The following is an 18,454-nucleotide window of genomic DNA, read 5'->3' on the forward strand; positions in this document are numbered from 1 at the left end:
AAGAACAGCGTCAGCAGGAATTAAATCTTCGCAATAACGGTTACTGGTTGGGCTATCTGACTACCAGGCTAAAATATGGTGATAATTTAAATCAGTTACTGACAGAAAAACAAAGACTGGATGAAGTAACGGTTGAGTCTTCTAAAACTACTGCACAAAAGTATTTAAAGCAGGACAACTATATCAGACTTGTCTTAATGCCACAGCAATAAAAACATTTTGTTATCAAAAAAGCGGACATGATTGATTCATGTCCGCTTTTTTTTATTTGGTTTCTACTCCTACCGGACCGCCCGGGTCACTCTCGTTCTTTAGCCTGTCCAGCGCAGTCACTAAATAATTATATCTTTTTCCCTTCGTTACGCTCGTGTCTAAAAAGGAAGTTACATTTTCGAAACTGATCTTTATAATGTTTTTCGGGTTTACGACGCTGATTCTGATTCTTTCTCCTTCCTCAAACCGGTAAATCACATAACCAGAAGCGGTTTCTCCATCTTCTGCTTTTAATGGAGCAGCCCATTTAAGTTGCACCCCTACCCCAACAGCCTCAGCACTTAAGCCCTGTGGTATATTCGGTACAATTTCATCCAGCCACGGCATTTGCGGCGGAAGAGCAGGATATTTGTATAAATCATTTCTTAAAGAATCTCCCGTTGCCCTTGCCACTGTAGAAAATGATTTGGAACTAAAGAACACACTTCCCTGAACACGGTTATTCTCCCTCATATACCTGATCTGATCAGGGATCTGACTTGGATCCCGCCATGCGGCCTCCATACGCTGATTCATCAGATAAGCAGCCTGTCCGATATAAAGGTGTCTGCCATAAGTATTATTACTCCACCAGTCTACTAAAGTGTCAAATGGCGCGGCCTTTCTAGTAAAACTGAAATACACCTGAGGATTGATATAGTCAACCCAGCCTTCTTAACCCATTTTCTTGAATCTGCATATAATTCTGTATAATTGGAAAGCCCATGAGTTTCTGAACCCTGGGGATCTTCCTTACTATTTTTCCATATTCCAAAAGGACTGATCCCAAACTTTACATACTTTTTATAGTGGTGAATACTGTCATCCAGTTGCTTAATCAGCAAATCAACATTGTTTCTTCTCCAGTCATTCAGATTAGTAAATCCATTTGGATATTTATTAAAAGTAGCACCATCATTGATACGCTGACCAGCAATAGGATAAGGATAGAAGTAATCATCAAAATGAATACCATCCACATCATATCCTTTAACGACATCCAGAATTACCTGAACAATATATTCTCTTACCTCTGGCAGTCCGGGATCAAATTGTTTTTTCCCTCCATACGTGAAAAACAAGTCTGGCCTTTTTCTGACCATATGATCTTCACTGAAGACAGTATTTGCCCCCATACTTGCACGATATGGGTTAAACCATGCATGTAATTCCATTCCACGGGAATGGGCTTCCGTAATTGCAAATTCCAGGGGGTCATAACCCGGGCCAGGTGCGATTCCTTGTTTTCCCATCAGCCATTGGCTCCAGGGTTCTCTTGATTTGCGGTAAAATGCATCCGCTGCAGGTCTTACTTGTAATAAAATGGCATTCATTCCATTTCTTTTATGCTGGTCAATTAATGCAATCAGCTCCTGCTTTTGTTCATCTGTACTCAGTCCTGGTCTTGATGGCCAGTCAATATTAGCAACGGTTGCAACCCAGACCCCTCTAAACTCCCTTTTTGGAGCAATTTTTGCTGGTGTTTGTGCGTAAATAAAAATTGGGGTAATTAAAGTTGTTAGAATTGCAAAAACAATCTTTTTCAGCATTATTGGTTCTTTTGGTAGTTTAAACTTAACATCAATTTGGGGACAGCATACGAAACATTTATCGCCAACGTCAGCAATTAAACGATTTTTTTTAAGGTCTCATACAATTTCAAGCATTTTTTTTTTCCACAAATTATTTTTTTTATCCTATGTTCGTTTTTTTTTATCAATCAGCAGCTAAACAATTCGACAAAGAAACTTCAATTTTTGATTTCAAATGTTAGACCGAAAAGATCCCATAAATAAAGGAGACCGTAATAAAATATATTTTTTAATCGTAGTAATCGCTGCCTTACTGGGCACGAATGCTTTTCTGTATTTCAAAGATAAGCATGAAAAAGAACGCTTTGTCACTACGAATACTGAAAAAGAAAGATTAAAACTTGAGGTGGAGAAAATAGAAGTAGAATTTGATAAGGTGAACACGATGAATGTTGCCCTAACTGATAAACTTCAAAAAGAACAAGCGCTGGCAAGAGCCAAAATTTCAGCATTAAAACAGTCTTTACAGAGAGGACAGGTAACCCAGACAGAACTTATTACTGCACAAAATGAGCTAAAAAAATTAAGATCATTTTTAGCCGATTACAAAGAAGATTTCTCTCGTGTAGAGAAAGAAAATACTTTCTTAAAGCAGAAAGAGACAGCCTGGTTAAATCAGTTACTTATGTATCTGCTAAAGCTCATGCCTTAGAGAAGAAGAATTCAGAGTTGAGCGCTAAAGTAAAAAGCGGTGCAGCTCTAAAAGCATTTAACGTGAACTTATTAGCCTTCAAGGTGAAAAACAGCGGTAAAAACGTAGAAGTAACCAGAGCTTCCACAGCAAAAAAACTCGTAACCTATTTTAATATCATTCCTAATCAACTCGCAGCCAAAGACTATCATAAGATATATATCCGCGTTTTTGATCCTTCCGGAAACCTGATTGCAAATGAACAAAATATGTTTGAAGCAGATGGACAGGAAATGCAGTTCAGTGATATGATCACTATTTCTTATAACAATGATGATACCGCTTATACTATTGAATGGGTAAACCCAAGGCCATTTGTTAAAGGGACTTATTCTATCCTGCTTTATGCAAACGGCTTTACAATGGGAAAAGCTGCTATTACATTGAAATAGTTCCAGACAAATTAATCCTGAACCAGCGGGAAACTCAGATAAAATGTAGTTCCGGTATCTTCCACTGATTTAAAGTCTATCGTTCCACCAGCATTCTCTACTGCCTGTTTCACAAAGGCAAGGCCCAATCCGGTCCCGGAAGATTTAGTGGTGAAATTAGGGACAAATTTTTTTTGGCTGCAGTTCCTGATCAATACCCTTTCCATTATCCTCTACCTCAACCCACACATAGTCCGAATCATTAGTGATTTTAATAAAAATCATACATTTCTCTTTCTGATTCGCGGCCTCTATCGCATTCTTCATCAGGTTATTGAATGAACGCAGCATCTGATCTTTATCGCCTTGAATGAGCACCTCTTTATTGGTCAGATTGGATATATATATTTCAACATTTCTGGTGTTTACAAAAACATCTCTTGTTTGCTCAATAATTGGGATAAGCTTTAATTTTTCCAGCTTTGTATCTGGCATTTTTGCAAAGTTTGAAAATTCGGAAGCAATTGTTGCTAAACTATCAATCTGCTCTACGAAAGACCTGTAAAAACGTTCAAACTTCTGTTCAAAGTTAGGGTCTTTTTCTTTCCATGATTTCTCCAGCAGTTGTACGCCTAGTTTTAAAGGGGTAAGTGGATTTTTAATCTCATGCGCAACCTGCTTAGCCATTTCACGCCACGCACTCTCTCTTTCAGACTTCGCTAGTTTGACTGCACTTTCTTCCAGTGCAGCAATCATCTTATTATATTCTTTGATTAATGAGCCAATCTCATCGTGGCGCGACCAGAGAATAGGTTGATTTTTTTGTCCCAGCTTTGTCTTTTTAATACTTTCCTGAATGAAAGTCAGGGGGCTTGTAATCTGATTTGCAAGGAAGACCGCAAGGATACCAATGGCTACAAAAACAAGTGCATAAATATTAATCAGCGTATTAATGAACAATCCTATTTTTGATTGATAATCTGCCTCGTTACCGTAATAAGGCAAGCCTATATAAGCTACTGTCTGATTTTGAGCATTACGGATAGGCGCATAGGCGGATGAATATTTGAACTCACCTATCTTCTCCTGAGGATTGGAATATTCTGATCGCTGAAGCTGCTTGAGATAAATATAGGCCTTAGGCTCCATTTTAGTCCCTATAATCCCATAATCATACATCTTGGGCAATGAGGTGAATAAAAGATTCCCATCAGTATCAAACAGGTTTAAATAAGCTGAATTGATATCCGCAAACTGGTTGAAGTTAATCACAGCCATATCTGTGGCTTCTGGCACACCACTTCCAAAAATCTGCTTCTCATAAGAAAGTTGCACTTTTCTTATTTTTTCTCTGATAAAATCTTCCTGTTGTTTCCTGTACTCATCTCTGATATAAAAGAAAGTAGACCATCCAACGATCAATAAGGTAGCCACGACAGAAAGTACGATAGATAATTGTATCCGCGTTTTGTATAAGATCTTATTTGCATTGATCATTAAAGACCGGTTGATATTAAACCCTCCTCCCCAGCTCTTATCAATATTCTTTAATAGCCATATCAGCACATATAAAGCCGCAGAAAAAAAATAATAAACATCAGGAAAAAGAAAGATAATGCTGCGAGCCTGACAATGTAGTTCACCTTCTCTTTACTGATTACTATAATTTTTGAGTTGCTTGCCGAATAGATGAGGTGACTATAGCCTAACTTAGATTCATTCACAATTACTGGTTCACCGTAAATCCCCTTGAATTCCGTATTGGCAATTTTATAGGTATACTTTCCTGCCTGCTTAATCAGCTTATTATTGTTATAAAATGCAAAGGAATAATTACTGTAGTCTTCGTCATTTTTTAATTTCCCATCAATCAGGATCTCAGGAAACTGGCTGTTATAATTATACTGCTGAGATTTTAATTCAATAACCAGTGTCCCCAGAATATGGTTATCATCAAAAATCGGGATTATCCCGAAGTAGTTCTGATAGCCAAAAGTATCATTCAGGCGATAAAAAAGAAGTTTGAGATTTTTACAGACCCCGATTTAACCAGGTTCTGATAATGTTGTAATGACCTTTCTTCTCTGACAGCAAGCGTAGAATCTGCCGCATTAAATTCGTAGAAATTATGTTCAAAAGGAGCTAAATAGCCATCCAGAAAAGTCTTAATAATATAGTTTTGTAAAGCGAGGTGTCTGTTTGACCCGGGGCTTTTAAAGTAATCTGTAATAAAAAGATCATTAGAAATCCCGTTCCCAAGACTCTCAATAGAATTGATCACTTTAGGATCATCCGAAGATTGCAGCCGCTGTGCAATCACATAGCGGTTACTACGCTCCTTAATATCATTGAATTTTAAATACTTGATAGAAGAAATAAACGCAAGGCAGAAAAAGACCGCAGCAAAAATCCCAATCGAAAACTTATTCTTCTGAATATAGCTGTTATAAGAAATGATAAACAGGAATAGCGCATATGCGATAAAGAAAGCCGTAAAATCTGTACATAACATGTAAATGAAATACAGAGAAAACAAGGTAATAAATAAAATCACCCTTTCTTTATTGGTCACAAAAAGCTGCCTGGTTAACTCGATAGCAATACTGGCTATCAGATAAACATTAAACCAGACCAGGCATAGAATAATAATACAAACCCAGCTTAACCAGCTTAGATTGATAATATTGGTAATATCAAAATTTATCTTGGAGTTGTAAATAAGGCCAAAGAATACTTCATTCATCAAAAAGGCAATACCAGAGAAAAGCATCAGTAGCACAAAATGGAAAAACCACCCGGCCATTTTACTCCTGACCATCCATTGGGGAAGCCTGTAATTATCTTTATAGGTATAAACAAAGAGCACAACCCAGGTAATAGAAAGGACATTCAGCAGGAAGTCTCCAAGAGAGGGTAAAAAGAAACTTTCAGCATAAATAGATGGGCTGAAAATTTCGAGATTAAACTGGTGATTATACCAGCCGTATTCCAGGTCTGTAATTCTGACACCCAGGAAAAAGGTAATCAGCAGCAGTAACGTAGCAGGAACCAAATAGCCCCTTCTGGCCAGTCTGGCGCAAAATGAATTAACAAAAAGAGAAAAACTGAATAAACCAATTACCCATAGCCAGATCTGAATGGTAGAATAAACACTTTCAGTATAGTTAGGCTTGAGTTTCACCTCAAACAATAATTTACCATCCAGGTTCATAATTCCATTAACCTGTTCGTCCATAAAGGAAGCCAGAGCCAAAGAATTTGTAGTAGATAAGTTATTTACGATTCCATTTTTAAGATACCGGTTCTGAATACTGAACTGGTCTTTTACATCGATCAGAAAGATCAAAGTATAACTTCCTTCTGTTTTTTTAATCGCTTCATACCATCCATTAGACAGTTGCAGAAAAGAAGACCCTTCTTTTACCTTGTCCAGATTAGGTGGTATCGCTTTATTTGAACTCCAGAATTTAAGTACGGCGTGGTCGTAAGTCAGAATACTTATTCCTTTTACGCCAAATGAATTGATATAATTCAAAGCAAAAAATTTTTCATTCAGGTGAAACTGCTTGGCCCTTTCGAGCTGCTGCGCATCTGCTAAGAAATTATATACAGCCTGTTCGTTTAAAGCAAGGTTCTCCTGAAGTTTGCTTGCCTCGTGTTGCAGAAGGTCTTTTTCTGTTATAGAATGCTTTAACGATAATGCGGTAACAATACAGCATATCCCCAGAATCAATAAAAGAAATCTTATTTTACCCCCTATATTCACGCCGGTTTTTTTAATTAATGATCACCGATTAAACAGGAATTGCTGCAGAACTTGTCTGAGCTTCTCTGCTTACTTTTTTAACCAGGCCCTGCAATACTTTGCCCGGTCCTACTTCTAAAAATTCATCAGCTCCGTCTGCCAGCATACGTTCTACTGTTTGGGTCCATCTTACAGCACCTGTAAGTTGTGTAATTAAATTAAATTTAATTTTTTCAGGGTCTGTTTGTGGTATCGGGTCAACATTCTGGTAAATTGGACATACAGGGGCAAAAAAATTGTAGTATTTTCTATTGCTTCCTTCAGTTCAATTCTGGCAGGCTCCATTAATGGAGAGTGGAATGCACCACCTACATTTAATTTCAAGGCTCTTTTTGCTCCAGCTTCAGTCAATTTCGCACAAGCGATATCAATCCCTTCTATACTACCAGAAATAACCAGTTGTCCCGGGCAGTTATAATTCGCTGCTACAACTACTTCATCAATTTCTGCACAAATATTTTCTACTACATCATCTGCTAAGCCTAAGATAGCAGCCATTGTAGAAGGTTGCAGTTCGCAGGCTTTTTGCATTGCATTTGCACGTGCGATTACGAGTTTTAATCCGTCTTCAAATGAGATTGCAGATGCTGCAACCAATGCTGAGAACTCTCCTAAAGAGTGTCCCGCAACCATATCAGGTTTGAAATCATCTCCTAAAGATTTGGCAAGTATAACAGAGTGAAGAAATATAGCTGGTTGGGTAACCTTAGTTTGCTTCAACTCTTCTTCAGTACCGGAGAACATGATGTCACTGATACGGAACCCAATAATATTATTTGCTTTTTCAAATAATTCTTTGGCCATCTCAGTCTCATACAGTTCTTTACCCATACCTGAAAATTGTGCGCCTTGCCCTGGAAATAAATATGCTTTCATTTATATTATTCTTTTTTCTAATGTAACCGTGCTGTTATTAACCTCAAAAACTCTGCCCTCGTTTTGTCTTTTGCAAATTCTCCTGTAAAAGCTGAGGTTGTTGTTACTGAATTTTGTTTCTGTATCCCTCTCATTGCCATACATAAATGCTGACATTCGATAACCACCGCTACTCCCGCAGGGTTTAAAGTTTCCTGAATACAATCCCTGATTTCATTTGTCAATCGCTCCTGTACCTGCAATCTTCTTGCAAAAGCATCCACAACACGAGGGATTTTACTTAAACCAACAATATGACCGTTAGGAATGTAAGCCACATGGGCTTTACCAAAGAAAGGCAGCATATGGTGTTCACACACATAGAATAAACTTCTATGTCCTTTACCACAACCATCTGGCTGTAATCTTCTTTAAACATTGCCGACCGCAGGATTTCATCCGGTTTGATGTCATAACCATGCGTAAGATACTGCAACGCTTTAGCTACACGCTCAGGCGTTTTCAATAAACCTTCACGCTGAGGGTCTTCACCCAGCTGAGTCAATATATCAGTATAATGGCTGGAAATAGAAACTGTTTTCGCTGTGTTATAACGATCTATTTTAATATACCCTTCGTTCTCTTCATCAAAGGCATCTAGTGTATTATTTTCCATGTATATCGTTTGATTAACCGAAGTACTCTACAAAATTATTTTCGGTCTCGTAAATTTTAACGCAATGCAAAATTGCACCACCTTTTTGAATATGTGGTAATAGCTGTTCCCAAACTGCAATCACCAGGTTTTCTGTTGAAGCAAGTTTGTCTTTCATAAAATCGACATCCAGATTAAGATTTCTATGATCAAGTTTGTCAATGATATGCTGCTCATTGATAATTTCTTTCATCCATTTCAGGTCGACTAAAAATCCTGTTTCAGGATTAATTTCTCCCTTTACAGTAACAAAAAGCTGATAATTATGACCATGCCAGTTAGGATTGGCACATTTGCCAAAAACTTCAAGATTATGATCATCAGACCAGTCTGGTCTTGCTAATTTATGTGCGGCGTTGAAAGATTCTTTGCGGGTTATATAAATCATATTTCAGTAATTGACCGCAAATATACGAAGACTATCTAAAAACAAGCACGCTAGGTAGATCCATTATTTTGTAACTTCGTTAAATGAAGATACTGGTCGTTGCAGCAACAAGAGCTGAAGTAGCTGAATGTTGCCATACCTTCAGCCTTGCTGAAGGTAATTTTATTCAAACTCCACGTTTTGACCTGCTGATTACCGGCGTAGGGATGACTGCCACAGCATTTGCATTAGGCCAGCATTTATCCCCTTCATCAGACTATAAACTGGTTGTTAATTAGGCATCGCCGGATGTTATGATCCTAATATCCCATTAGGCAGCCTGGTTAATGTTGTGAGTGATGAGTTTTCAGAATTAGGTGCAGAGAATAAAGATGAGTTCTTGACGATAGATGCAATGGGCTTTGGGAAAAGCAGGTATACGGCTAAAAACATCCCCGCTTCGCTCAATTTACCAGAGGTGAACGGTATAACGATAAACAAAGTACATGGAAATAAGGCAAGTATAGCTGCTATTAGTCAGAGACTGAACCCCATTACCGAAAGTATGGAAGGTGCTGCTGTTTTTTACAGCTGCGAGCAGCTTGACATCCCTTGTATTCAGATTCGCAGTATATCCAATTACGTTGAAGAAAGAAATCGCGATGCCTGGAATATAAGGTTGGCTATCAAAAACCTGAACAACTGGGCAATTGAATTTTTGACAAACGATTAACCAAGCAGATACAGGAACTGCTTACATTTACCAAATGAAACTTTCACTCGCTTTTTCCTCCTGTGTCCAAACGAACGATTTTTTATTTTTGATGCATTGATTCATCATAAAATTGATACTGAAGGATTAGAATTCGAAGTATTCTTCGATGACGTTGAAACTTTAAACCAAAAGGCACTGAGAGCTGAGCTGGATATTACCAAATTAAGTTTTCATGCTTTTGCCCATGTTGCAGATAAATATGCTTTGCTGGATGCCGGAAGTGCATTAGGATTTGGGGTTGGCCCCTTGCTAATCTGTAATAATGAAAGTTTAATTGACAGCGATGAATTAAACAGAGAAAATTCTTCACTGACAGTAGCTATTCCCGGGGAATTGACAACTGCAAATTTCCTGTTGGGTATTGCATTTCCCAATTTGCTCAATAAACAGGTAATGGTTTTCTCAGAAATTCAGGATGCGCTACTGAATGACAGTATCGACCTTGGTCTGATCATTCACGAAAACCGTTTTACTTATACCGCAAAAGGCTTACATAAAATCGTAGATCTCGGCAGTTACTGGGAAGATTTAACCGGCTGTGCTATTCCATTGGGAGGAATTGTTGTGAATCGTAAACTCGATCGCGAAATACAGCTTAAAGTAAACCGCCTGATCAGAAAATCTGTGGAATATGCATTCAAAAATCCAAAATCAGGTATTGACTTTATCTCTGCTCATGCCCAGGAAATGAATGAAGAAGTCATGTATAAACACATAGATCTATACGTCAACAAATATTCGGTCGATTTAGGCATTGAGGGCAGAAAGGCAATCGACATTCTGTTTAAAATAGCGCAGGAAAAGGGTATCATTCCCAAAATCACCCAAAATCTTTATGTGACTAATTAAATCCGGGATAGCCTGGCCCTATTGATTACAAGGTCCGTCTGGAATTTCTTTGGTGATTTTAATCAATTTAGTAACTACTAAAGTAGAATCAAAGTCTGCTGACACAACAAGGCTATCAGATTTAATGACATGACATTCTGCCTCAATATAAACAGGCTCGTATGGTTTCTCGAAATTGAACTTGCTATAACCTAGTTCCAGTGTTTTAGAACTATCTGCGACCCAGTATTCCCTACCTTCTTCGCAATCAGTAAACGACTTTATTTCAGGCCCATAACTGTACAGCCCCTTTATTATTCTTGTTTTATTTTTTTGATCATCTGTCCCCTTACGGTTACAGCCTAAAATAACAACGGAAAGTACAAATAACAATAAAAACGTACGTTTTAAGAAATTCATGTTAGAGATCTTGATTTAAGTGATTAATGTTCTTCACGCTCAAATTAGATGACAAAGCTGATGCCATAAACGAGAAAATGCTCACTGTGATGAATACTAATAAAAAATCTTTCCATTTAAGACCGATAGGATAAGCGTTACTCATCAGCAGATTGTCCTGTGACATTTTGACTAACCCAAATTTTTGCTGAAGCAAACAAAATACCAGTCCAACGAAAAGGCCAAAAATGCAGCCTGCCAGCGTGATCATCATTCCTTCAAAAAGGAATATCTTTCTGATCAGACCTTTGCCAGCCCCAAGACTACTCAAAATTGCAATATCTTTCAGCTTATCGATAACCAGCATGGTTAGAGAACCTATGATATTAAAAATGGCAATAATCAGAATAAAAGTTAAAATGATATATACTGCCCATTTCTCCGTGCTTAAAATATTATATAATGCTTTGTTCTGTTCAACCCTATCCTTAACAACATAGTTAGCACCCAATTGCTTTTCGATCTTAGCCTTAAAGGCATCCGGATCAACCCCTTTTTGCAGATTGAGTTCTATAGAAGAGACCTTAATATCCTCCTGCAATAATTTCCTGGCAAAACTTAATGGTACAATGGCGATATTATCAAAATCCTGCTGTACTTCAAAAATACCAGATACCGGGATATATAAATCCATAAAGTCATCAGCCGGATTGACCGAGCTTGTCTTCAATCCCTTTTTAGGAGAAAAAACCTGCAACTGTGTAAATGGATCATTGGTATTGACCATTAAGTAGTTTTGTAAGGCAGAGCCGATAACCGCATTGGGACCACCTTCGTTTTCAAGTACAAATTTCCCCTGAACGGTAATACTATCCAGGCTTTTATTTTTAAGATAAGCTGTACTTACCCCTTTTACCATACCTACGGATTGCTTGTCACGATATCTCAGCAATGCATTCTCTGAGAGCACTTCAGTATAGGAATAGATTTCTTTTGCCGTCTTAAGCTCTGTAAAATAAACTGAATGAGGATCAAAGGTTTTCCCTTGAACAGGAGCAATCACCAGGTGCGGGGTAATTGTATTAAACATTTTTAAAACAACCTCTTCAAAGCCATTGAATACCGATAAAATAATAATCAAAGCCGCACTTCCTACAAAAACCCCTAGTACCGATATGGTAGAAATGATATTTATAGCATTGGTAGATTTTTTAGCAAAAAGATATCTGCGGGCAATATAGAGTGCTGTGTTCAAATGCTGGTGGTTTGGTCAAATATAAAGGTACTTATTTTAAAAAAGGATTGTTTCTCTTCTCATAACCAATAGTTGTTGACTGGCCATGACCAGGGTAAACTTCTACATTTTCTGGTAAAATGAAAAGTTTTTCCCTGATATTATCAAGAAGCTGCTGATGATTACCCCCTGGCAAGTCAGTACGGCCAATCGAAGAATAGAATAAAACATCACCACCAACAATAAATCCATCCGCCTTTGCATAAAAGCATAAATGCGCAGGAGAATGTCCGGGAGCAAAGATCAGCTCCAATTCACTGTTCCCAAAAGTCACAGTACCCGTTTCTTCCAGAAAAACTTCTGGTTCTGGTGAGAGTTCATAATTCATCCCCATCTGCGGCGCATATCCAGGGACCGCCTGAAGAATATACAACTCTCCTTTATGGAATTGAGGTTTTAAACCCCAGTTATCAAAAACAAATTTATTACCAAAAACATGGTCCAGGTGACAATGGGTATTTAACAACAATACAGGCTTCAGCTTTGTTTCTTTAATCCAGCTGGCTAATACATTTTGTTCAGCACCATCGTACATTCCCGGGTCAATAATTACACACTCTCCTGTTTCATCATATAAAACATAAGTATTTTCCTGGTACGGGTTGAATGTAAATTGTTTAAGAGTAATCATCGAAATTTATAATTAGTTTTTCCATCTGAAAGTATCGATCATTCGATCAATATCCTTCTTTATAAAACTCACAACGGGGGCAACTGAGTCATATTGCGGACGCTCATTAAAATATAAAGCTCCCCTAAAATAATGTTTAGCACTATCTGTCAGAAAAAACTGCACAGATGATGCCGTATTTCCTTCTATGGCATAATAAACGCCATAAACTTTTCTATCTGGAAAATTGATCAGTTTCTGATCAATAGAATTGGCTTTAACTGTATGTTTAAAGGCTAATGTACGTGCATCCTCTACTAAACCTTCATATTCCTTTCTTGAAGAAACATTATAATAAGTAAGGTGTAAACGTGCATTAAACTGAGAAAAAATGGACATTACTCCAGCATTTGCCGGCTCCACGTTCTTTGTCCGCCTCTATTTTTGTATATTTTGGATAGTCAAAAGAAAACGGACAGCCATCATCGTAAGTCAGGTATTCTTTTTTCGGAAACTTAATCTGAAAATATCCTCTTGGCTTTGGTGTATAACTTTCATTACTGGTACAAGCTGCACTACAGCATAAAAGAAAAAAAATACCATACAGCAAATAATGTTTCATGGTCATTTTAACCTAAGAGTTCCAGATAACCCAGGACCGTTCTGCCTGAAGCTGTAACATTTCATATCCATTTTTAACCGCAGCTCCCTGTGCTTTCGCACGTTTCAAAAATTCCGTTTCTTCCGGGTTATAAACCAGATCGTAAGCCAGGTGCTGTCCAGTGAGCCATTGATAAGGTATTGCCGGAGAAGCTTCAATATTCGGAAAAGTCCCTAAAGGGGTTGTATTGATAATCACCTGATGTTTCTGAATCAGTTCCTCAGTGAGGTCGCTATACAATATTGCATTTGGAGCAGCCTTTCTGACTACAGAAAGATAAGTGATGTTGAGTTGATCTAATACATACTTCACTGCTTTAGCGGCTCCACCATCTCCAAGTATCAGCGCACGCGTATGATGTTTCTTCAAATAAGGTTTTAGTGACTCCTGAAAACCAAATGCATCCGTGTTATATCCCTTAAGTATGGTTTTCCCTTCCTGATGCTTTATAGAAATACAGTTTACTGCACCTATTTTTTCAGCTGCGGGTTCCAGTTCATTCAGATAAGGCATTACGCCGACTTTATGAGGTATAGTTACATTGAGCCCGCTGAGTGAGCTGTCTGCTGCAATCAAAGAGACTACAGCAGCTATATTTTCTATTGGGAAGAGTTCGTATTTATGCTCAGCTATTCCTTCTTTCTCAAATTTCTCAGTGAAGAATTTTTTTGAAAAGGAATGTGCCAGCGGATAACCAATTAGTCCGAATGTTCTCATATGTGTCTCAGCAGCAGACCGGATATATATAGCCGGTTACTTGCCTAAATTAAGAAAGTGATCAAATGTATCCCCTCTTAATCCTAAACGAATAGTTTCCAATGGAATAACTTCAGCTGGAGCAATATTACCAAGATTCACATTAGTTCCAATCAGTTTGATAAACCAAACCTGTTGTTCTTTTTGCGGAGCTTCCCAAATAATAGTTTCTGCTGGAATTTGTGTTAATATTTCATCTACTAATCCTTCACGCACTTCGCCTGAACCTCTGTAAATACCTACATTTCCACCCTCTCTTGCTTCTGCAATTACTTTCCATGAACCGGCTTCAATCTCAGCATTCATTAATTTGATCCATTTATATGGTGCAAATATTTTCGTAGCGTCTTTAGATCCTACTTCTGAAATCACAGTAACGTGTTTGGCTAATTTATGAATGTATTCGCATTTAAGATCATGTTCAATTTCAATAGAACCATCAGAAACCTCTGCGTATTCCATCCCATATTGTTCCAGTACACGAATATAATATAATCTTGAAATTGATTACGGATAATAAACGCTTCGAACAAAGTACCTCCAAAATAAGTCGGGATACCTGCACTACGATATATATCTAATTTCTCTTTTAATTTAGGGGTAACAAACGATGTCGCCCAACCTAATTTTACGATGTCGGAATGGATACCAGCAACATCAATAAAATCTTCTGTCTGTCTCAAACTGAGGCCCTTGTCCATCACCATAGTTATGCCGCTCTGGCGTGGTTTTACTGGACGTTCCGGGATATTATTCAATGGGTAATTCATATCTGCTGTAAAGGTGAAAAAAATAAGGCTATTTTCATCTGTTTTCTATTTGTTTTTTAAAGGTGATGAAGCTTGCATGAAATATGCAGGTTTCATCTGTTTTCTATTTGTTTTTTAAAGGTGATGAAGCTATCAACAGTACATATTCTAAACTAAAAAGCTTATGTCATTATCTGACATAAGCTTTTTAGAGGTCGTCAATTGCATAACGCAAAAATGCCCCCCATGTATTACTGTGTAACGATTAAATGGCTATTTGATATACTTGTTAATAACCTCTATAATCGCGTTGTTGTCTTGTAATTGCGGCAGATATTCAAAAAGAATATAATGTTTCTCCGGATCTGTCACTAAGGCTGTTTCCAAATAAACCAAAGCCTCTTTATGTTGGCCAAGGGCGAATAAATACGCAACCTGTCTGTAATAAAGCTCCGCAGCGTCAGGATTATTCTTTATGCCGTCCGAAATAGTTTCTGAAGCTTCCAGCAATCTCCCCTGTTCATATAATACCGTAGAAAAATCCAGCCATGCCTCTATATCAAGCGGATTATATTCCAGCACTTTATGGTATGCATCCACAGATTGCTCTATTTGTCCGAGTTTATAATAAGCATCAGCCATTGCAAACCAGAAGTCAGGATTTTCATCATCCAGTTCTATTGCTTTTTTATAGAAGTGAAGAGATTCAAAATAACGCTCCTCAAAATTAAGGGTAAGGGTAACACCTATTCCAAACCATGCATCTGCCAGTTTATTATCCATCTTCACGGACTTTTTATAATAGGCACGTGCTTCGTCCATGCGCTCCAGTTTTTCGTAACATTCGCCTATTGCACAATAAGTATCTGCATTTGGCTTCTCATATTCCCAGGTTTGTTTATAAACTTCAATTGCCTCTGCATAGCGGTCAAGCTGCACAAGGGCATTCCCTTTGTTATAATAAGCCGAAGCAAAGTTATCTTTAATCAGAATTGCATAGTCATAAGCATCAATTGCTTTCTCAAACAAATCAAGTTTGTGGTAAGAATTTGCGAGATTGTACCATGCAGCATAAGAATAGGGATCGTTATCAATATATTCCATATAAAACTGGATACTTTCTTCCTGCTTATCCAGAATATCATAACAAAAAGCCAGTTCATATAAACCGTCTTTGTTTTCCATATTTTGTTCCAGACTTTGCTTGATATACTTGATTGCACTTTCGTAATCCAGCATATTCTGAAAACATAAGCGATCTGAAGCAGGATTTCATCTGTCGTTTCGGCGAAAGTCAAAGCGATCTGAAAATTATCCAATGCCTCTGTATAACGCTCCAGGCTGTTGTATATATTTCCGCGAAGGACATAGATTTCCGATTCAGAAGCTTCGAGCATTTCCGCTTTTTGCAAAGAGAAAAATGCTTTATCAATCTGATCGGTGATAAAAAGTAATTGCGCCTGTTTAATAAAAAAACACAGCAGCATATGGATGCTGATTCAGTGCATATTCTATCACCTGCAGTGCCTTTATGGGGTCACTTTTTTCTATATAGTAGTCAATGATATTCTCAAAGGCCTGGGCATCAAAAAAAAAAGTACTGATCCTGGTTCCTTATCATCTCTTCATAACGCTCTACCGAACGCTGTGCGTCATCACTAAAATCAAAGTAAAATTCCTCTTCCATTGTATTGAATAATTAAAGAACAGCTCCCTTTTTTTCTAAAATACAGTATAAGTTTACAGTATTATATAGCATGCAATGAAAACCGAAATAATTATCAACATCCAAACAACTTACATTGTAATTAGCTGATAATATTAAATTTAGCAGTAAATAAGCCGGCTAGCTTGGGTCAGCATTTTTTTTATTGCTGTTGGGATTTTTCCTGAATTCTTACAAAGAAACGCAACTTAATTTTAATCTGCGTAAGATTCAGGTCAAGAAATTAGAAGGCCTTTTTTTAATCTCCTGAAAGCTTCCCAATCATTCAGGATTTTTTTTGTTGATTTGTATAAATCAATAACTATGCAAACTAATATAAACTCAGTTTTAAAAAACTTAGGTATACTGGACTTAAATCCAGCATATAGCACAGGAAACGTATGGGGAAAAAAAAACAAGACAACTATCGACAGCTACTCACCGGTAGACGGTAAAAAGATTGCCGCTGTGCAGGTTGCTGATCAGGAAGATTAAATTTGATTTATAAATCTGCTTTAACTTACAGAATAAAAAAGCCGGTAAAATACCGGCTTTTTTTTTTATTCACCTGACAATTGGCAGCATGAGCTTAAAATATTTCCAAATTGGCGTTGGAACTAGTTACTAACAGTAACTAATTTGCTTGCTAAAATAGTAAACAATCCATCACCGTTACTTCCTACCAGATAGATAGTTCTTGTCCCGGCAGGACCTGAAGCAAAATCAGAACCATTGAATGTAATTGATGTAACTCCGTTTAAAGGCTGATCTGCTGGAAACTGTATACTCGGTGTACCGCTTACGCTCCACATAGCATCAGTCGGAAAGTCACCGATTAAATCGTTATGAGTATAGGTATAAGTGTAAGTTCCCCCACTTAAAGAAATCACCGACGGCCCCTGAATGGTGGGCTTTGGTTTTTTTTCTCTTTTACTACTGGTACCTGATTATCATTTGCATTCGCAGTAAAAGCACCAAATCCAAGGGCCATAGTCAGGCTTAAAATAATAATTTTCTTCATTAGTCTTTAATTAATAAGGTTGATTAAAAAGTTAATTACCTCAATCAATTTAATTAGAAAATTTAATAAACAAAAAAAGCACGAGACATTTTTGTTCTGTAATTTTTTTCACAGATAGAACATCTTATGCTTATTTAGCAAAAATACAACTCCCCCCTTATTTTCTCACACACTTGCATTTACTTTTTTAACCTTTCCTTTCACAACATTCATCGCCAATCTTGATTCTACTGGTAAATTCTCTGTTTTAAAAGCAGCTAACCTTTCCGTTTTCAAACTTCCTATTCCTGCATTTTTTATAGTATGACTCTCAGTTGCCCCTGCTAAATCCAAATTTGCCTCTCCATCCATATCAGTATACATACTCTCTGTCTTAGCTTTGATATGAGCAACTGCATGATCTCTTAGAATCACCTGAAGATACGCTAAGTTAAATGTACCAACAGTTCTTACATCTGCATTATTTAAAGCAGAGATCCGGTATAAATCCTTCACATAAACTGTTACCGTTACAGGTGTTTTTTCATTTGAGCCCACGTCAGTGTATTTCCCATTTGCTTAACTGAGATCTTATCCATATCACCTTCTTCAACAGAAACCCATTCGTTATTACTTTGCACCAGGAACACTTTAGTATTACCCTGTACGATTACTTTTTTTTAATATCCTCTTTAGCGGATACGTTTGCAACAGGTACTACTTTTTGAGCAGCGATTGAACTAAATACTGTGGCCGACAAAATGATGGCAGTCATTGCCGATGTTGCTAGTGTTTTGAATGAATTTTTCATGTCTTTATTTTTAAGGTTTTATAAAAGTCTGTTTCTTAATAGTTTGTAATTAAGACGCAGACTCCTATCATACGTTGCAAAGTTTTTCGTCTTTTATACCATGTACCAATCAAACCCGACGAACGCCCTTAATTTTCCGACAAACCCGAACCAAAATCCGGCCCCTTCTTTTCTTTTTTTCTAAATATTCAGCAGAATAATAAGGAATAATCATATGA

General features: G+C 37.4%; 20 protein-coding genes and 6 pseudogenes. 7 read left to right on the plus strand and 19 right to left on the minus strand.

What is annotated here, in order from left to right; translation table 11 throughout:
- The first annotated feature begins 47 nt into the window (after positions 1-47).
- Complete coding sequence (locus ACWYN3_RS26930) at positions 48-212, plus strand: hypothetical protein (protein WP_456217123.1); 165 nt, start codon at positions 48-50, stop codon at positions 210-212.
- A 52-nt stretch (positions 213-264) separates the two neighbouring features.
- Here ACWYN3_RS26930 and ACWYN3_RS26935 read toward each other — a convergent pair whose 3' ends face one another.
- Positions 265-897, minus strand: a complete 633-nt coding sequence (locus ACWYN3_RS26935) for a hypothetical protein (protein ID WP_456217124.1) — start codon at positions 895-897, stop codon at positions 265-267.
- Positions 852-1,802 (minus strand): glycoside hydrolase family 10 protein, encoded by a 951-nt coding sequence (locus ACWYN3_RS26940; RefSeq protein ID WP_456217125.1) that lies wholly within the window; start codon positions 1,800-1,802, stop codon positions 852-854. Before ACWYN3_RS26940 ends, ACWYN3_RS26935 begins: the two co-directional genes overlap by 46 nt.
- Before the next feature lie 217 nt (positions 1,803-2,019).
- Between ACWYN3_RS26940 and ACWYN3_RS26945 the strand changes: the two genes are divergently transcribed.
- Both ACWYN3_RS26945 and ACWYN3_RS26950 read left to right on the plus strand, forming a co-directional pair.
- On the plus strand, positions 2,020-2,496 hold the full coding sequence (locus ACWYN3_RS26945; RefSeq protein ID WP_456217126.1) for a hypothetical protein: 477 nt from the start codon (positions 2,020-2,022) through the stop codon (positions 2,494-2,496).
- A gap of 17 nt (positions 2,497-2,513) precedes the next feature.
- Positions 2,514-2,927, plus strand: coding sequence for a hypothetical protein (locus ACWYN3_RS26950; protein ID WP_456217127.1), 414 nt, complete (start codon positions 2,514-2,516; stop codon positions 2,925-2,927).
- A gap of 11 nt (positions 2,928-2,938) precedes the next feature.
- Here ACWYN3_RS26950 and ACWYN3_RS26955 read toward each other — a convergent pair whose 3' ends face one another.
- From ACWYN3_RS26955 to ACWYN3_RS26980, 6 genes and pseudogenes are all read right to left on the minus strand, one after another.
- Positions 2,939-3,040 carry a hypothetical protein gene (locus ACWYN3_RS26955; protein ID WP_456217128.1) on the minus strand — a complete coding sequence of 34 codons (102 nt, stop codon included), beginning with the start codon at positions 3,038-3,040 and terminating at the stop codon, positions 2,939-2,941.
- A 43-nt stretch (positions 3,041-3,083) separates the two neighbouring features.
- Complete coding sequence (locus ACWYN3_RS26960) at positions 3,084-4,472, minus strand: ATP-binding protein (RefSeq protein ID WP_456217129.1); 1,389 nt, start codon at positions 4,470-4,472, stop codon at positions 3,084-3,086.
- A gap of 436 nt (positions 4,473-4,908) precedes the next feature.
- Positions 4,909-6,672, minus strand: coding sequence for a hypothetical protein (locus ACWYN3_RS26965; RefSeq protein WP_456217130.1), 1,764 nt, complete (start codon positions 6,670-6,672; stop codon positions 4,909-4,911).
- A gap of 28 nt (positions 6,673-6,700) precedes the next feature.
- Positions 6,701-7,587: pseudogene (fabD, locus tag ACWYN3_RS26970) on the minus strand (ACP S-malonyltransferase).
- Positions 7,588-7,604: 17 nt separating this feature from the next.
- Positions 7,605-8,242: pseudogene (gene folE, locus ACWYN3_RS26975) on the minus strand (GTP cyclohydrolase I FolE).
- A gap of 13 nt (positions 8,243-8,255) precedes the next feature.
- Positions 8,256-8,669, minus strand: a complete 414-nt coding sequence (locus ACWYN3_RS26980) for a 6-pyruvoyl trahydropterin synthase family protein (protein WP_456217131.1) — start codon at positions 8,667-8,669, stop codon at positions 8,256-8,258.
- 83 nt (positions 8,670-8,752) lie between these two features.
- Between ACWYN3_RS26980 and ACWYN3_RS26985 the strand changes: the two genes are divergently transcribed.
- The 3 genes and pseudogenes from ACWYN3_RS26985 (at position 8,753) to ACWYN3_RS26995 (ending at position 10,272) form a co-directional block, all read left to right on the plus strand.
- Positions 8,753-8,947: a hypothetical protein gene (locus ACWYN3_RS26985; RefSeq protein WP_456217132.1), complete on the plus strand. Its 195-nt coding sequence runs from the start codon at positions 8,753-8,755 to the stop codon at positions 8,945-8,947.
- 53 nt (positions 8,948-9,000) lie between these two features.
- Positions 9,001-9,381, plus strand: coding sequence for a phosphorylase family protein (locus tag ACWYN3_RS26990; RefSeq protein ID WP_456217133.1), 381 nt, complete (start codon positions 9,001-9,003; stop codon positions 9,379-9,381).
- A 34-nt stretch (positions 9,382-9,415) separates the two neighbouring features.
- A pseudogene (locus ACWYN3_RS26995) lies at positions 9,416-10,272 on the plus strand (menaquinone biosynthesis family protein).
- Between the two features lie 18 nt (positions 10,273-10,290).
- Here the strand turns inward: ACWYN3_RS26995 and ACWYN3_RS27000 are convergent.
- The 7 genes and pseudogenes from ACWYN3_RS27000 to ACWYN3_RS27030 all read right to left on the minus strand — a co-directional run bounded on the left by ACWYN3_RS27000 (position 10,291) and on the right by ACWYN3_RS27030 (position 16,407).
- The gene (locus tag ACWYN3_RS27000; protein WP_456217134.1) at positions 10,291-10,671 is read right to left on the minus strand and encodes a hypothetical protein; all 381 of its coding nucleotides are present in this window, start codon (positions 10,669-10,671) and stop codon (positions 10,291-10,293) included.
- A gap of 1 nt (position 10,672) precedes the next feature.
- Positions 10,673-11,905: an ABC transporter permease gene (locus ACWYN3_RS27005; RefSeq protein WP_456217135.1), complete on the minus strand. Its 1,233-nt coding sequence runs from the start codon at positions 11,903-11,905 to the stop codon at positions 10,673-10,675.
- A 31-nt stretch (positions 11,906-11,936) separates the two neighbouring features.
- Positions 11,937-12,575, minus strand: a complete 639-nt coding sequence (locus ACWYN3_RS27010; protein WP_456217136.1) for an MBL fold metallo-hydrolase — start codon at positions 12,573-12,575, stop codon at positions 11,937-11,939.
- Between the two features lie 12 nt (positions 12,576-12,587).
- Positions 12,588-13,176: pseudogene (gene gldD / locus ACWYN3_RS27015) on the minus strand (gliding motility lipoprotein GldD).
- 12 nt (positions 13,177-13,188) lie between these two features.
- Positions 13,189-13,932, minus strand: coding sequence for a shikimate dehydrogenase family protein (locus tag ACWYN3_RS27020; protein WP_456217137.1), 744 nt, complete (start codon positions 13,930-13,932; stop codon positions 13,189-13,191).
- Between the two features lie 36 nt (positions 13,933-13,968).
- Positions 13,969-14,741, minus strand: a pseudogene (locus tag ACWYN3_RS27025) (phosphosulfolactate synthase).
- Positions 14,742-14,993: 252 nt separating this feature from the next.
- Positions 14,994-16,407: pseudogene (locus ACWYN3_RS27030) on the minus strand (tetratricopeptide repeat protein).
- A 342-nt stretch (positions 16,408-16,749) separates the two neighbouring features.
- On the opposite strand from ACWYN3_RS27030, the gene ACWYN3_RS27035 reads away from it, so the two are divergent.
- Positions 16,750-16,920 (plus strand): hypothetical protein, encoded by a 171-nt coding sequence (locus ACWYN3_RS27035; protein ID WP_456217138.1) that lies wholly within the window; start codon positions 16,750-16,752, stop codon positions 16,918-16,920.
- Positions 16,921-17,042: 122 nt separating this feature from the next.
- Here ACWYN3_RS27035 and ACWYN3_RS27040 read toward each other — a convergent pair whose 3' ends face one another.
- From ACWYN3_RS27040 to ACWYN3_RS27055, 4 genes are all read right to left on the minus strand, one after another.
- Positions 17,043-17,315 carry a hypothetical protein gene (locus tag ACWYN3_RS27040; protein WP_456217139.1) on the minus strand — a complete coding sequence of 91 codons (273 nt, stop codon included), beginning with the start codon at positions 17,313-17,315 and terminating at the stop codon, positions 17,043-17,045.
- The gene (locus ACWYN3_RS27045) at positions 17,312-17,446 is read right to left on the minus strand and encodes a hypothetical protein (RefSeq protein WP_456217140.1); all 135 of its coding nucleotides are present in this window, start codon (positions 17,444-17,446) and stop codon (positions 17,312-17,314) included. The genes ACWYN3_RS27040 and ACWYN3_RS27045 overlap by 4 nt, the downstream gene beginning before the upstream one ends.
- Before the next feature lie 165 nt (positions 17,447-17,611).
- A complete protein-coding gene (locus ACWYN3_RS27050) occupies positions 17,612-17,983 on the minus strand; it encodes a GIN domain-containing protein (protein ID WP_456217141.1) in 372 nt (123 codons plus the stop codon).
- 112 nt (positions 17,984-18,095) lie between these two features.
- Positions 18,096-18,236: a hypothetical protein gene (locus tag ACWYN3_RS27055; RefSeq protein WP_456217142.1), complete on the minus strand. Its 141-nt coding sequence runs from the start codon at positions 18,234-18,236 to the stop codon at positions 18,096-18,098.
- Between the last annotated feature and the right edge of the window lie 218 nt (positions 18,237-18,454).

The sequence above is a fragment of the Pedobacter sp. NJ-S-72 genome (assembly GCF_053890575.1).

Excerpts from the sequence above, each read along its gene's own strand:
- ACWYN3_RS26940 (WP_456217125.1), bottom strand. The coding sequence starts at position 1,802 with ATGCTGAAAAAGATTGTTTTTGCAATTCTAACAACTTTAATTACCCCA.
- ACWYN3_RS26945 (WP_456217126.1), top strand. The coding sequence starts at position 2,020 with ATGTTAGACCGAAAAGATCCCATAAATAAAGGAGACCGTAATAAAATA.
- ACWYN3_RS26980 (WP_456217131.1), bottom strand. The coding sequence starts at position 8,669 with ATGATTTATATAACCCGCAAAGAATCTTTCAACGCCGCACATAAATTA.
- ACWYN3_RS26985 (WP_456217132.1), top strand. The coding sequence starts at position 8,753 with ATGAAGATACTGGTCGTTGCAGCAACAAGAGCTGAAGTAGCTGAATGT.
- ACWYN3_RS27000 (WP_456217134.1), bottom strand. The coding sequence starts at position 10,671 with ATGAATTTCTTAAAACGTACGTTTTTATTGTTATTTGTACTTTCCGTT.
- ACWYN3_RS27010 (WP_456217136.1), bottom strand. The coding sequence starts at position 12,575 with ATGATTACTCTTAAACAATTTACATTCAACCCGTACCAGGAAAATACT.
- ACWYN3_RS27020 (WP_456217137.1), bottom strand. The coding sequence starts at position 13,932 with ATGAGAACATTCGGACTAATTGGTTATCCGCTGGCACATTCCTTTTCA.
- ACWYN3_RS27035 (WP_456217138.1), top strand. The coding sequence starts at position 16,750 with ATGCAAACTAATATAAACTCAGTTTTAAAAAACTTAGGTATACTGGAC.
- ACWYN3_RS27045 (WP_456217140.1), bottom strand. The coding sequence starts at position 17,446 with ATGAAGAAAATTATTATTTTAAGCCTGACTATGGCCCTTGGATTTGGT.
- ACWYN3_RS27055 (WP_456217142.1), bottom strand. The coding sequence starts at position 18,236 with ATGAAAAATTCATTCAAAACACTAGCAACATCGGCAATGACTGCCATC.